Raw genomic sequence first — 13,168 nt, forward strand, 5'->3', positions numbered from 1 at the left:
CGGTACGGCTTGCCGAGTACGACTGGTCCGAGATGTGACGGCGCTGGAGGTGAACACAAGAGATGCAGGGCTTGGTGCTGCAACTGACCCGTATCGGGTTCCTGCTGTTGCTGTGGTTGTTCGTCTTCGCCGTGATCCGAACCCTTCGGGCCGACATCGCCTCGGCCGGCGGCCTGCGCATCCCGCGATACTCGGGAGGCGCGGAGAAGCGCCGACGCAATGGCGGGGTCCGAGGCGCGGCGCGCTACCTCGTCGTCACGCATGGTGCCCTGGCCAACACCCGGATCAGTCTCGGCCAGCAACCGGTGCTGCTCGGCCGAGCCGACGACTCGACCCTCGTCCTCACCGACGACTACGCCTCGGAACGTCACGCGCGCCTCTCCAGACGCGGTGACGACTGGTACGTCGAAGACCTCGGCTCCACCAATGGCACCTATCTCGATCGGTCCAAGGTGACGACCGCCGTCAAGGTCCCGCTGAACACGCCGATCCGCATCGGCAAGACCGTGATCGAGTTGCGCCCGTGACACTTGTGTTGCGGTACATCGCGCGCAGCGACCGCGGTCTCGTCCGGTCCAACAACGAGGACTCGTTCTACGCCGGACCGCGCCTGCTCGCGCTGGCCGACGGCATGGGCGGACACGCTGCCGGCGAAGTCGCCAGCCAGCTCGTCATCCGCGCCCTCTCCGAACTCGACGAGGACGAACCCGGCGGCGATCTGCTCAGCCAGCTCGACCGCGCGACCCGTGCGGGCAACGAGGCCATCGCCGCACAGGTCCACGAGGCCCCCGACCTCGACGGCATGGGCACCACGCTCACCGCCATCCTCTTCGCCGGCAGCCGAATCGGACTGTGCCACATCGGCGATTCACGCGGCTACATGTTCCGCGACGGCGCGCTCACCCAGATCACCCGCGACGACACCTTCGTTCAGACTCTCGTCGACGAGGGCCGGATCACCGCCGAACAGGCGCACACGCATCCGCAACGATCGTTGATCATGCGTGCCCTGACCGGCTCCGAGGTCGAACCGACACTCACGATGCGCGAGGCACGTGCCGGAGACCGGTACATGCTCTGCAGCGACGGCTTGTCCGACGTCGTGAGCGAGGAGACCCTCGCCGAGACCCTCGGATCCATCGCCGATCCGAAGGAGTGCGCCGACCGCCTCATCGAACTCGCGCTGCGCGGCGGCGGCCCGGACAACGTGACCGTCGTCCTCGCCGACGTCGTCGACACCGAGTACGGCGACTCCCGCCCGATCGTCGGCGGTGCCGCCGGGGGCAACGAGGAGTCCTACACCCCCGACCCGGCGACCGCGGCCGGACGCGCCGCCGCGCTGCGTCCGCCGCCTGCCGAGCCGCAGCGCCCCACCGTGCTGACCGAGGCGGAGGAACCGCCGAAGCACAAGAGCACGTGGCGCCGGTGGCTGGCCGTCGGTGTCGCCCTCGCGGTCATCGTGGCACTGGTCGCCGGATTCTTCGTGACGCGGTCCATCGTGCAGAGCAACTACTACGTGGCCGCCGACTCCGACGGCGACGTCGTGATCCACCAGGGTTCGCCGGCCGACGTCCTCTTCGTGTCGATGAGCAAGCCCGTCACGCGCGTGTGCGTCGAGGATCTCGACCAGGAGAAGCCGACCTACACCTTCATCCCGTATGACAACACCTGCGAGATCCCGCTCAACGTCGACGATCTGGTGTCCGGACCGGCCCAGTCGGTGAAGAATGTGATGATCCGTGACCGCAGCGCCGAGGAGATCGAGGGCGTGGTGACCAAGGAGCTCACCTTCCGCTGCGACAACGCTCCCTCGGCGACTCCCCCGCCGCCCCCGTCCTCGGCGACTCCCCCGCCCCCTGCGTCGAGCGCGCCGCCCGCTCCGCGCGCCACTGCTGCACCGTCCGGCATCCCGCAGCGAGGCGCCACCGAGTCGGTGGCCCCGCCCGCCCCGGACGCCGCACCCGCCGAGAAGCCCGCACCTCCAGAGGACGCCGGTACCAGCTGCCGGCAGCAGGTGAGATGACTCAAGCCGCGCCCGCCCCGCACGCCCCGCCTCGCGAGCCCGCGACGAGCACCGGCCGGAACGCCGAGCTGCTCCTGCTGGTGTTCGCCATCGGCCTGGTGACGGTCGCCCTGCTCATCGTCCAGGCCGCCCAGGGCCAGAACCTGACGTGGGACATCTTCAAGTACGTCGCCGCGTACACGGCGCTGTTCGGGATCGCCCACCTCGTCGTCCGACGCTATGCGCCGCACGCCGACCCAATCCTGCTGCCGGTCGTCGCCGTGCTCAACGGGCTGGGTCTGGTGCTGATCCACCGCCTCGACCTCGGGTCGGGCAACACCGGTGAGTCGATCAACCCCACCCAGGCGACGAACAACGCCGATCAGCAGCTGCTGTGGGCCGGTCTGGGCATCATCGCGTTCTCGGCGGTGCTGATCCTCATCCGGGACCACCGGACGCTGTCGCGGTACGCCTACACGCTCGGCCTCGGCGGACTGATCTTCCTGATCATCCCGGCGATCCTGCCGAGCGCGTTCTCGGAGATCAACGGCTCCAAGAACTGGATCATCACGCCGTTCTTCTCGATCCAGCCGAGCGAGTTCTCCAAGATCCTGATCATCATCTTCGCCGCGGCGGTCCTGGTGTCGAAGCGTGATCTGTTCATCACCGCGGGCCCGCACGTCCTCGGCGTCGACCTGCCTCGCGCCCGAGACCTCGGGCCGCTGCTCGCCGCCTGGGCGATCGCGATCGCGGTGATGGTCGTGCAGAAGGACCTCGGCACGTCGCTCCTGATCTTCGCGACGATCCTGACGATGCTCTACGTCGCCACCTCGCGGGTGGAATGGCTGGTCCTCGGCATCGGCCTCTTCGCGATCGGTGCCGTGATCGCGTGGTCGATCTTCTCCCACCTGCAAACCCGCGTCTCGGTGTGGCTCAACCCCTTCGAAGACTTCGACGGTTCGGGCTACCAGATCGGTCAGAGCCTGTTCGGCCTGGCCACGGGCGGTCTGTTCGGCACCGGCCTCGGATCCGGGCGGCCCAACATCGTGCCGTTCGCCAACACCGACTTCATCATCTCGACGATCGGTGAGGAGCTGGGGCTCGCCGGCCTGGCCGCGATCCTGCTGCTCTACATGGTGTTCATCCACCGCGGCCTGCGCACCGGCATCGCCGTGCGCGACAGCTTCGGCAAGCTCCTCGCGACCGGCCTGGCGTTCACCATCGCCATGCAGATCTTCGTCGTCGTCGGCGGCGTCACCAAGCTGATCCCGCTGACCGGTCTGACGACCCCGTTCCTGTCGTACGGCGGCTCGTCACTGCTGGCCAACTACATCCTCGTCGCGCTACTGATCCGGATCTCCAACGCCGCCCGCGAACCCGATCCGGTCAAGAAGCGTCCGACGGCCAAGCCGGTCGACGCGCTGCCCACCCAGGTGGTGAAGCGCAAGTGAACAAACCGATCCGCAACGTCTCGCTCGCGGTGATCGTGATGATCGTCGCGCTGCTGGCCAACGCCACCTACGTCCAAGTGTTCAAGGCCGACGCCCTGAAGACCGACCCGCGCAACAACCGGGTCCTGCTCGACGAGTACTCGCGCCAGCGCGGCCTGATCACGACCGCCGACGGCACCGTGATCGCGCTGTCGGTGCCCATCGACAGCCGGTTGAAGTTCCTGCGTCAGTACCCGCGGGAGGGTGCCGAGGCATTCGCACCGGTCACCGGTTACTACTCGTTCCAGTACCTTGCGAGCCAAATCGAGCACTACGAGAACTCGATCCTCAACGGCTCCGACGACCGATTGTTCGGCCAGCGGTTCATGGACATGTTCTCCGGCCGCGACCCGCGGGGCGGCAACGTGGTCACCACGATCAACCCGAAGGTGCAGCAGACCGCCTACCGCGCCATGCTCAACGGGCCGTGCGACGGACCGTGCCGCGGCGCGGTGGTGGCGCTGCAGCCCAACACCGGCAAGATCCTGGCGATGGTCTCGACCCCGAGCTACGACCCGAACAAGCTGGCCAGCCACGACCAAGAGGTCCGCGAAGGCAGCTGGGAGGCGTGGAACCGTCCCGGCGACACCGCGCAGCCGATGCTCAACCGCGCGATCAGCCAGCTGTACCCACCGGGATCCACCTTCAAGGTCGTGACCTCGGCGGCCGCCCTGCGGGACAACATCACCCCGGGCATCCGTCTCACCGCGGCGCCGAGCTTCCCGCTGCCGGGCACCAACGTGTCGCTGCCGAACTACGGCGGCGAGACCTGCCCCGGTTCCTCGGGCGGGACCGTGTCGCTGGAGACGGCGTTCAAGTACTCGTGCAACACCGCGTTCGCCGAGCTGGTGACCGAGAAGATGTCGGACGCGATCCCCAAGTTCACCGAGACCGCGAGCCTGTTCGGTCTCGATCAGCCCGGCCCGGACATCCCGATGCCGGTCGTCGACTCGACCGTGGGCCCGATCCCGTCGCTCGATGTCCTCGCACAGGCATCCATCGGACAGCGGGACGTGCGGCTGACGCCGCTGCAGAACGCCATGATCGCGGCGACCGTCGCCAACGGAGGGGTGCGAATGCAGCCGTACCTGGTCGATAAGCTTCAATCAGCTGATCTGCGCACGTTGCAGACCACACCGCCGACCACCGCCAACAAGCCCATCACGCCCGAACAGGCGGCTGAGCTGACCTCGATGATGATCGAGTCCGAGCGCTCCACCTCGGGTGCCGGCGGGCCGGTGACGATCGCGTCGAAGACCGGCACCGCCGAGAGCGGTTCCAGCACCGACACCCCGTACTCCTGGTACATCGCGTTCGGACCTTCGTCGAACGCGCAGATCGCGGTGGCCGTGGTGGTGGAGAATGGACAATTCGGTGCGGACTCGGTCGGTGGGACCGTGGCGGCGCCGATCGGACGAGAAGTGATCAATTCGCTGGTGGGAGGTGGCAGTCGATGACCCTGCAGAACGGCACCACCATCGGTGATCGTTACCGGCTCATCCGTCTGATCGCTACGGGCGGTATGGGCCAGGTGTGGGAAGCCCTCGACACGCGGCTCAACCGTCGTGTCGCGGTGAAGGTCCTGAAGGCCGAGTACACGAGCGACCCGGAGTTCATCGCCCGGTTCCGCGCGGAGGCCCAGACCACGGCGAAGCTCAACAACCCGGGCATCGCCAACGTCTTCGACTACGGCGAGACGCCGGACTACAACGGCGGCGACCCGCTCGCCTACCTGGTGATGGAACTGGTCGACGGCGAGCCGCTGAACTCGGTGATCTCCCGGCTCGGCCGGTTGTCGCTGACCAACACGCTCGACATGCTCGAGCAGACCGGCCGGGCGCTGCAGGCCGCGCACAGTCAGGGTCTGGTGCACCGCGACGTGAAGCCGGGCAACATCCTGATCACGCCGACCGGCCAGGTGAAGATCACCGACTTCGGCATCGCCAAGGCCGTCGACTCGGCCCCGGTCACCAAGACCGGCATGGTGATGGGCACCGCCCAGTACATCTCTCCCGAGCAGGCCACCGGTGACGAGGCGACCGCCGCGTCGGATGTGTACTCGCTCGGTGTCGTCGGCTACGAGGCCCTCACCGGCCGTCGTCCGTTCCTCGGCGACGGCGCGATCACCGTCGCGATGAAGCACATCCGCGAGTCGCCGCCGCCGCTGCCGTCCAACCTGCCGTCGGGTGTCCGCGAGCTCATCGAGATCACGATGGCCAAGGACCCGCGTCAGCGGTACGCCAACGGAGGCGAGTTCGCCGACGCGGTGGCCGCTGTCCGCGCCGGTCACCGGCCCCCGCGCCCGGGAGCGATCGCCGGCGCCGCAGCAGGTGCTGCCGGTGCGGCGGCGCTGGGCAACACCGTCGCGACCCGCGCCACGACGGCGCCGGGAACCGCATCGCGTCCCGTGACCCCTCGTCCGACGTCCCGCACCCCGGTCGCGCCGCCGCCGGACAACAGTTGGACCACCGGACAGAAGGTTCTCGCCGGCGTGGCCGCCGCACTGCTGGTCGGTGCGATCGGCCTGATCGGTTTCTACCTGGTCAGCAGCGGTGGGAGCGATGCCACCCCGACTGCACCGTCGACCTCGTCGGCGGTCACCCGGACCACCACCGTGGTCCCGACCCAGGAACCCGACGAGACCACGACCACGCGACGTCCGACCCGCACGACCACGAGCGAGGAGACGACGACCACCAGCGAGCAGACGACGGAGACCACCGCGCCCGGTCCGCCGACGACCACCGACGACACGACGGACACCGGTGCCGCCACCGGCACCCCGTGCTTCCCCGGCGTGCCGTTCCCCCTGTGTTAGGTCACCGCGCCATGCTGATACCACCCCCGACGACCCGCTGAGCCGAGATCCCAGGCTGACCCGAGGCAGATGACGACACCACACCACCTCTCCGACCGCTACGAACTCGGCGAAACGCTGGGTTTCGGTGGCATGTCCGAGGTGCACTATGCCCGCGACCTGGTGTTGCACCGGGACGTGGCGATCAAGGTGTTGCGCGCCGACCTCGCGCGCGATCCGTCGTTCTACCTGCGCTTCCGGCGTGAGGCCCAGAACGCGGCGAAGCTGAACCACCCGACGATCGTCCAGGTCTTCGACACCGGCGAGGCCGAGACCGAGGACGGTCCGCTGCCGTTCATCGTCATGGAGTACGTCGACGGCGACACCCTGCGAGACGTGTTGCGCGCCAACGGTCCGATCGCGCCGCGGCAGGCGATGACGTGGATGGCCGATGTCGCCGCCGCGATGGACTTCTCGCACCGCAACGGCATCGTGCACCGAGACATGAAGCCGGCGAACGTGATGATCGACAAGTCCGGCGCGGTGAAGGTGATGGACTTCGGCATCGCGCGCGCGATGAGCGACTCCACGTCGACGATGACGCAGACCTCCGCCGTCATGGGCACCGCCCAGTACCTGTCGCCCGAGCAGGCCCGCGGCATCAAGGTCGACCCGCGCAGCGACATCTACTCGATGGGCTGCGTGCTGTTCGAGCTGCTCACCGGGGAGCCGCCGTTCACCGGTGATTCGCCGGTCGCGGTCGCCCACCAGCACGTGCACGAGGACCCGCCGTGGCCGTCGCATGTGCGTCCCGACATCCCGCGCGAGCTCGACTCGATCGTGCTCAAGGCGATGAGCAAGAACAAGGACAACCGGTACCAGTCGGCCGCCGATCTGCGCGCCGACCTGATCCGGGTGCTCGCCGGCGGCAAGCCGTCGGCACCGATGCTGCTCACCGACGAGGAACGCACCGAGTTCATCGACACCGGCCCCCGACGCCCCGTCCGGTCGGAAACGACCGGACCGCGGCGCGCCATCCCCGCCCGTGCCGGTGGGAGCCACCGACGCGACGCCGACTACCGGTCCGACTCCGACGACGATCCGCCGCGTCGGCGGTCCCGCCGGCTGATGGCCGGCGCGATCGCCGCGGTCGTGCTGCTGGTCGGAACGCTCTTCCTGTGGTCTCCGTGGAGTTCGGGCTCCGATCCCGACGTCAGCGTGCCCGCGGTCGCCGGACTGAGTTCCGAGGATGCGCAGTCGGCCCTCGAACGAGCCGGTTTCGAGGTGCGTGTCCTCGAGGAACCCAGCCTCGACGTCGGGCCGGGTCTCGCAACCCGCTCGACGCCCGGCGAGGGTGTGCTGGCGGCCGAGGGCTCCGAGGTCGCGCTGTACATCTCGACCGGTCCGCAACGGCACCGGATACCGTCCGACCTGGTCGGCAAGACTCCGGCCGAAGCCCTGGATGCCCTCAAGGTGCTCGGGTTCACCAACGTCAAGACCGAACGTGTGGATTCGACCGTCGACATGAAGGACAAGGTCGTGTCGACCGCGCCGAAGATCGGCACCGAGGTGCCCGTCAACGGACCGGTGGTCCTCAACGTGGGCAACGGCCCCAGGGAGATCACGGTCCGCGACGTCATCGGCATGCCGGCCGACCGCGCCCGCGCGGTCCTCGAAGAGCTCGGCATGACGGTCGACGAGGTGGCGGTCGACTCCGACCAGCGCGCAGGCGAGGTCCTCTCCACCTCTCCCGGTCCCGGTTCGACGGCCGAGCAGGGCAGCACGGTGCAGATCTCGGTGTCTCGGGGCAACCTGTTCACCGTCCCGAGCCTGCGCGGTAAGACACCCGCCGAGGCCCAGGCATCCCTGGAACAGGCCGGCTGGGAACGGTCGACGCTGACGCGTCAGACGCGGAACGTGCCGCTGAACAGTCCCGACAACGGACGGGTCGTCGGACAGGAACCGCCGGCGGGCTCGAAGGCGCGCAAGAGCGGCGCGGTCACGATCATCATCGGCCAGGCCAGCCTGCTGCCGAACTAGAGCGGCCGCCGGCTCCCCGGGGTGCGAGCGAAGCGCCGCGCTCCTCGCACCTCAGACACCAGTGGATCGGCGCTCAGCCGACCGCGCCGGCCATCTCCGCTTCGAGCGCCGCGACGCGCGCCTCGTCGATCTCGATGCCGCACGTCTTGAGCCAGTTGGCGAGCATCCGGTGCCCGCCCTGGGTCAGGACGCTCTCCGGGTGGAACTGGACGCCGTGGATCGGCAGCTCGCGGTGGGCCATCGCCATGACGATGCCCGACTCGGTGCGTCCGGTGACGACGAGTTCGTCCGGGATGGTCTCGGGCAGCACCGTCAGCGAGTGGTAGCGGGTCGCGGTGAACGGATCCGGCAGGCCCGCGAGCACACCCTTGTCGTCGTGGAAGACCAGCGACGTCTTGCCGTGCAGGAGTTCCGGTGCGCGGTCGACGGTTCCGCCGAACGCGGCACCGATCGCCTGATGACCCAGGCAGACACCCAGCAGCGGGAGTGCCTCGGCGGCGGCCACCTCGACCATCGGCATCGTCGCGCCCGCGCGCTGCGGGGTTCCGGGTCCGGGGCTGAGCAGCACCCCGTCGAATCCCGAGACCGCCTCACGCAGATGTTCGGCATCGAACGGGGTGAGCCGGGGGTCGTCGTTGCGCCACACGACGGCCTCGACGCCGAGCTGACCCAGGTATTGGACCAGGTTGTAGACGAAGCTGTCGTAGTTGTCGATGACCAGGATGCGACTCACGCAGAAAAGGCTACCGCCGAAAGCGGGTACCTCGGTCAGCGACCTGGTGAGATACCGTAGAAGTCGAGTGTTTCCGAACCCGGACCGATCGTCCACACGACGTTCGGACTCCCGGGCACGCGTACGACCGCTGCTGCGGTACAGCACAACAGAGGATGTCATGCCGAAGTCAAAAGTCCGGAAGAAGACCGACTACACGATCAACGCCGCGAGTAGGACTCCGGTCAAGGTCAAGGCCGGAGCTTCCAGCACCATCTACGTGAGCGTGATGCTCGGCCTGATGCTCCTCGGGCTCGCCTGGCTCGTCGTCTACTACCTCGCCGCCACCCCGACCGCGTACGGCGCCGAGGGTCAGGTCCTCCACTGGATGGCCGAGCTCAACTCCTGGAACTTCCTCATCGGGTTCTCCCTCATGGTGGCCGGCCTGTTGATGACCATGCGGTGGCGCTGATCCGATTCACGATCATTTTCGCGTGTCACGCTCTGAGCTGCGAAAACACATGTGTGTAAGTTATCCACACTGTGGAAATAACATGTGTGTAAGTAGTCCCCACTGTGAGTAACTCCTGTGGATAACTCTGCCGACCCATCCACGCACGCATGGTCGACGCCGGTCGGTGCGGGTATCGCGGGCTGCATCGGCGGCGTGATTCTGCTCGGCGGCGCGGTCGTGGTGTCCAACGACCCCGCCGGATCAGTGCTCATGGGGATCGCCGGCGTGCTGCTGGTCGCGCTGGGCGTCTACACGCTTCTGGTCCGGCCGCGGCTCGAACTCTCCGCGGGACGCCCGGCGACGCTGACCGTGCGCGGTCTGACCGGACGACGCAGCTACACACCCGACCGCGTCGAACGCATCCGCCTGCTGTCGATGCGCCGCGTCGGGCGCCGGGTGGGACAGCTCGAGATCGACGTCCTGGACGACGACGCCGACACCTTTCGTCGGGATGACGGATCCGCGGGACCGCGCGCCGACACCCGGCTGCTCGTCTTCAGCCGCTGGGATCTCGGTACCGACCTCATGTCGGTGGTCGACGCACTCCGCGCAGCGGGATTCCACGTCGACGATGACCGCTGACCGGGCCGGCTCTCGACGCCTGGCCCGTCAGCGGATGTAGGTCAGTCCGTCGTAGGTGATCCCGCCGGCGACCCCCAGGCCGAGCGCGACGACGGCCAGCGCGGCGAGCGCGATCCAGCCGACCCGGCTGGCCGCCTCCGGGGTCCGACGCCTCTCCGGCAGGACCATTCCCGGGAGATAGACGATGGCGGCGGTGGCCGCGGCGCCGAAGGCGAGTCCACCGAGGTGCCCGAGGACCGAGATCCCGGGCAGCGAGAACGACAGCACCACGTTGAACCCGATGATCAACAGGACGGGCACCGGCGAGACGCGGGCCTTGAGGATGACCACCAGCATCGCGCCCATCAGGCCGTAGATGGCGCCCGAGGCGCCTGCGGTGAGGGCGCGATCGTTCTCGAAGAGCATGACGGCGGCACTGCCGCCCAACAGTGCGATCAGATAGACCGCGAGGTAGCGGGACATTCCCAGCGCGAGCTCGAGGTCGCGGCCCAGGATGTAGAGCGAGAGCATGTTGACGGCCACGTGCATCACGCTGAAGTGCAGGAAGCCGGACGTCAGCAGGCGCCAGTACTCACCGGCGGCGACGTCGCTCTTGAGGAGATCTCCGGAGCTGAATATGGTGGCGGCCCCGGGGTCGCCGAAGCTGCCCGCCTGAACGGCGCACAGCAGGAAGATCAGGATGTTGATCCCGATCAGGGTGTAGGTGACGTACGGCTTGCCCGCGGACAGGCGAGTGGTCGCCATCCGTCGCACTCCGCGGTCACCGAAGGCCGGCGTCTGTTGGAAGCCCCTCTGAACGCCACTGTCCCGAAGACATTCGAGACAGTGCTGGCCGACCGACGCCGGTCGAAGGCAGTCCGGACACGCCGGCCGCCCGCACCGGCTGCAGGACAGGCCGGTGGGGCGGTCGGGATGCCGGTAACACACCGCCCGTTGCGGGACGGTGTGTTCCGGAGAAGTCAGTTGACCTCGATCTTCTCGATGACGACGGCGTCGAGCGGACGATCCTGACGATCGGTCGACGTGGTCGCGATGGCGTCGACGACCTGCTGCGACTCGGGGTCGGTGACCTCGCCGAAGATGCTGTGGCGACGGTTGAGGTGCGGGGTCGGGCCGACGGTGATGAAGAACTGCGAGCCGTTGGTGCCCGGGCCGGCGTTGGCCATGGCCAGCAGGTACGGACGGTCGAACTGAAGCTCGGGGTGGAACTCGTCACCGAACTGGTAGCCGGGACCGCCCATGCCGGTGCCGGTCGGGTCGCCGCCCTGGATCATGAAGCCGGCGATCACACGGTGGAAGACCGAGCCGTCGTAGAACGGGCCGGAGTTGCCGCCGGATGCGTTCGGCTTGCTGTAATCCTTGCTTCCGTCGGCCAGGCCGACGAAGTTCTCGACGGTCTTGGGCGCGTGGTTCGGGAACAGGTCGACCTTGATGGCGCCGCGGTTGGTGTGGATGACTGCGGAGGTTTTCTGAGTGGTCACCCCTCCATCCAACCACTTGTGCAGTTTTCAATGGTCAAGACGTGGCTCTCGACCGCACATGCGCGCGCAGGGTCACATCGCCGGAGGTGGCATCGGCGGGGGCCGGGCTGGCACTCTGGTCGACATGCCGAAGAACTACCTCGTCGCCGCGTTGGCTGTGCTCGCAGCGGCGCTCACCGCCGGTGTCGGCGCTGTCATCCTGCGTCGTGCACGCCAGGATCCGCCACCGGTCTCGCCGACCGTTCCCCGCGTCGAAGAGGTCCGTGAGGCCCTCGCGGAGAGCACAGAATCACAGGCCTCGTGACGACACCGCCGACGGTCGATCCGGGCGCCGGCGGCATCCACAGGTAATTTGAACACGTGACCTCAGACGACGAGCGCTCTCCGAACACGCCCACTTCCCTCGGTGGCGCGTCCGAGCGGGCACGCGAGCTGTGGTCGATGTCCGACGACGCGAAGCCCCGCGACCCCGAACCCGCCCGGCCCGGTCCGACCGGCCCCGGTTCTTCGGGCCCGGCTCCCACCGGTGGATCCCACGGCACCGCGCCCTGGGAGCGCGTACCGAGTGCGCCGATCAGCGCTCCCTCCCCGCCCGGCGGTCCCCGTCCGCCCGGTCCGGGCGGCCCCGGTCAGCCCGCCGGCCCCCGTCCGCAGCCTCCCCCGCGTCCGGCCGGCGCCTACACGACCGGCCCACGTCCGCGACCGGTTCCCGGCAGTTCGCCGGGCAACCCCGGACCGATGAATCCCGCCGGTCGCCCCCCGGCCGGACACCGCCCACCGCCGGGTACCAATCCTGTTGCGTCACAAGGGAATCTGCCACAGGGCAATCCGACGCAGAGGACCGGCGTTCCGGGACCCGACGCCGTCGGTGCCCGTCCGGGACCGGCACCGTCGCGGCCGGAACCTCCCCGGTCACGCCCTGCTGCGCTCGACGACGAGACCCGACGTTCCGACGCGGCCGACGCCACCATGTTCGTCAAGCCGCCGGCCGCTTCGGCAGCCCCCGCCAAGCAACACGACGACGAGACGCCCGGCTCCGACGACCACACGGTCTTCACACCCGTGTCCCAGGCCTACTCTGCAGACAACAACTCAGCATTCGAGGACGATCCGGAGGACAACGTGGCTCCCCAGTCCGGCCCACGCCTCAATCGCCTGGCCGTGTGGGCCCTGATTCTCTCGGGGCTCGGCATCACGTTCCCCATCGGACTCGTGCTCGGCTACCGCGCCCGTGGCCAGATCAGACGCACCCGGGGACAGTCCGGTCTGCCGTTCGCCGACGTCGCGATCTGGCTGGGCTGGGCCTACCTCGGCGTGTTGGTGTTCGGCCTGCTGATCTACAGCTGGATTCTCTTCGCCGCCTGACCCGCACCCGGCCGGTGCCGCAACCTTCATGACCCCGGTCACAGTCGGTACGGCACCGAATTCGCCGATCGGAGATCGCAGATCGGCACCGAATCGCAATCTGTTTCGGTAGGAAGATCTGATAGCCGAAAAGGGTCTCCACCCAGCACGTTCCCGGTCCAGGTGAGCCGCTGGGTCGCGACGAC

Annotated in this window: 13 protein-coding genes; 10 read left to right on the top strand and 3 right to left on the bottom strand. The window is 68.3% G+C overall.

The genetic code is table 11. The annotated features are described in order from the left end of the window. Positions 1-62: 62 nt before the first annotated feature. The 6 genes from C5O27_RS04455 to pknB all read left to right on the top strand — a co-directional run bounded on the left by C5O27_RS04455 (position 63) and on the right by pknB (position 8,329). On the top strand, positions 63-527 hold the full coding sequence (locus C5O27_RS04455; RefSeq protein WP_127962022.1) for an FHA domain-containing protein FhaB/FipA: 465 nt from the start codon (positions 63-65) through the stop codon (positions 525-527). After that, positions 524-2,023: a PP2C family protein-serine/threonine phosphatase gene (locus C5O27_RS04460; protein ID WP_127962023.1), complete on the top strand. Its 1,500-nt coding sequence runs from the start codon at positions 524-526 to the stop codon at positions 2,021-2,023. The genes C5O27_RS04455 and C5O27_RS04460 overlap by 4 nt, the downstream gene beginning before the upstream one ends. Next, entirely contained in the window at positions 2,020-3,453 is a 1,434-nt protein-coding gene (locus C5O27_RS04465) for an FtsW/RodA/SpoVE family cell cycle protein (RefSeq protein ID WP_005200432.1), read from the top strand. Before C5O27_RS04460 ends, C5O27_RS04465 begins: the two co-directional genes overlap by 4 nt. Beyond that, positions 3,450-4,949 (top strand): peptidoglycan D,D-transpeptidase FtsI family protein, encoded by a 1,500-nt coding sequence (locus tag C5O27_RS04470; protein WP_127962024.1) that lies wholly within the window; start codon positions 3,450-3,452, stop codon positions 4,947-4,949. Before C5O27_RS04465 ends, C5O27_RS04470 begins: the two co-directional genes overlap by 4 nt. Continuing rightward, positions 4,946-6,310, top strand: coding sequence for a protein kinase domain-containing protein (locus C5O27_RS04475; protein WP_127962025.1), 1,365 nt, complete (start codon positions 4,946-4,948; stop codon positions 6,308-6,310). The genes C5O27_RS04470 and C5O27_RS04475 overlap by 4 nt, the downstream gene beginning before the upstream one ends. Positions 6,311-6,379: 69 nt before the next feature. Further along, positions 6,380-8,329 carry a Stk1 family PASTA domain-containing Ser/Thr kinase gene (pknB, locus tag C5O27_RS04480; RefSeq protein WP_006361195.1) on the top strand — a complete coding sequence of 650 codons (1,950 nt, stop codon included), beginning with the start codon at positions 6,380-6,382 and terminating at the stop codon, positions 8,327-8,329. Positions 8,330-8,402: 73 nt separating this feature from the next. Here pknB and C5O27_RS04485 read toward each other — a convergent pair whose 3' ends face one another. Further along, entirely contained in the window at positions 8,403-9,062 is a 660-nt protein-coding gene (locus C5O27_RS04485; protein WP_006361194.1) for an aminodeoxychorismate/anthranilate synthase component II, read from the bottom strand. A 160-nt stretch (positions 9,063-9,222) separates the two neighbouring features. On the opposite strand from C5O27_RS04485, the gene crgA reads away from it, so the two are divergent. Together crgA and C5O27_RS04495 are read left to right on the top strand one after the other, a co-directional pair. Next, positions 9,223-9,513: a cell division protein CrgA gene (gene crgA / locus C5O27_RS04490; RefSeq protein WP_006361193.1), complete on the top strand. Its 291-nt coding sequence runs from the start codon at positions 9,223-9,225 to the stop codon at positions 9,511-9,513. A 117-nt stretch (positions 9,514-9,630) separates the two neighbouring features. Continuing rightward, the gene (locus C5O27_RS04495) at positions 9,631-10,137 is read left to right on the top strand and encodes a PH domain-containing protein (RefSeq protein ID WP_035753877.1); all 507 of its coding nucleotides are present in this window, start codon (positions 9,631-9,633) and stop codon (positions 10,135-10,137) included. A gap of 27 nt (positions 10,138-10,164) precedes the next feature. Here C5O27_RS04495 and C5O27_RS04500 read toward each other — a convergent pair whose 3' ends face one another. Both C5O27_RS04500 and C5O27_RS04505 read right to left on the bottom strand, forming a co-directional pair. Continuing rightward, the gene (locus C5O27_RS04500; RefSeq protein ID WP_035753878.1) at positions 10,165-10,881 is read right to left on the bottom strand and encodes a rhomboid family intramembrane serine protease; all 717 of its coding nucleotides are present in this window, start codon (positions 10,879-10,881) and stop codon (positions 10,165-10,167) included. Between the two features lie 215 nt (positions 10,882-11,096). After that, positions 11,097-11,618, bottom strand: coding sequence for a peptidylprolyl isomerase (locus C5O27_RS04505; RefSeq protein WP_005200422.1), 522 nt, complete (start codon positions 11,616-11,618; stop codon positions 11,097-11,099). Positions 11,619-11,742: 124 nt separating this feature from the next. Between C5O27_RS04505 and C5O27_RS04510 the strand changes: the two genes are divergently transcribed. Continuing rightward, entirely contained in the window at positions 11,743-11,922 is a 180-nt protein-coding gene (locus tag C5O27_RS04510) for a hypothetical protein (RefSeq protein WP_035754030.1), read from the top strand. 56 nt (positions 11,923-11,978) lie between these two features. Beyond that, positions 11,979-12,983, top strand: coding sequence for a DUF4190 domain-containing protein (locus C5O27_RS22910; protein ID WP_244216588.1), 1,005 nt, complete (start codon positions 11,979-11,981; stop codon positions 12,981-12,983). Positions 12,984-13,168 lie beyond the last annotated feature (185 nt).

This window comes from Gordonia alkanivorans, assembly GCF_004011905.1.
In the GTDB taxonomy this organism is placed as follows: domain Bacteria; phylum Actinomycetota; class Actinomycetes; order Mycobacteriales; family Mycobacteriaceae; genus Gordonia; species Gordonia alkanivorans.

Coding starts and splice junctions, on each gene's coding strand:
- C5O27_RS04510 (WP_035754030.1), top strand. CDS start 11,743: ATGCCGAAGAACTACCTCGTCGCCGCGTTGGCTGTGCTCGCAGCGGCG.
- crgA (WP_006361193.1), top strand. CDS start 9,223: ATGCCGAAGTCAAAAGTCCGGAAGAAGACCGACTACACGATCAACGCC.
- C5O27_RS04465 (WP_005200432.1), top strand. CDS start 2,020: ATGACTCAAGCCGCGCCCGCCCCGCACGCCCCGCCTCGCGAGCCCGCG.
- C5O27_RS04500 (WP_035753878.1), bottom strand. CDS start 10,881: ATGGCGACCACTCGCCTGTCCGCGGGCAAGCCGTACGTCACCTACACC.
- C5O27_RS04475 (WP_127962025.1), top strand. CDS start 4,946: ATGACCCTGCAGAACGGCACCACCATCGGTGATCGTTACCGGCTCATC.
- pknB (WP_006361195.1), top strand. CDS start 6,380: ATGACGACACCACACCACCTCTCCGACCGCTACGAACTCGGCGAAACG.
- C5O27_RS04455 (WP_127962022.1), top strand. CDS start 63: ATGCAGGGCTTGGTGCTGCAACTGACCCGTATCGGGTTCCTGCTGTTG.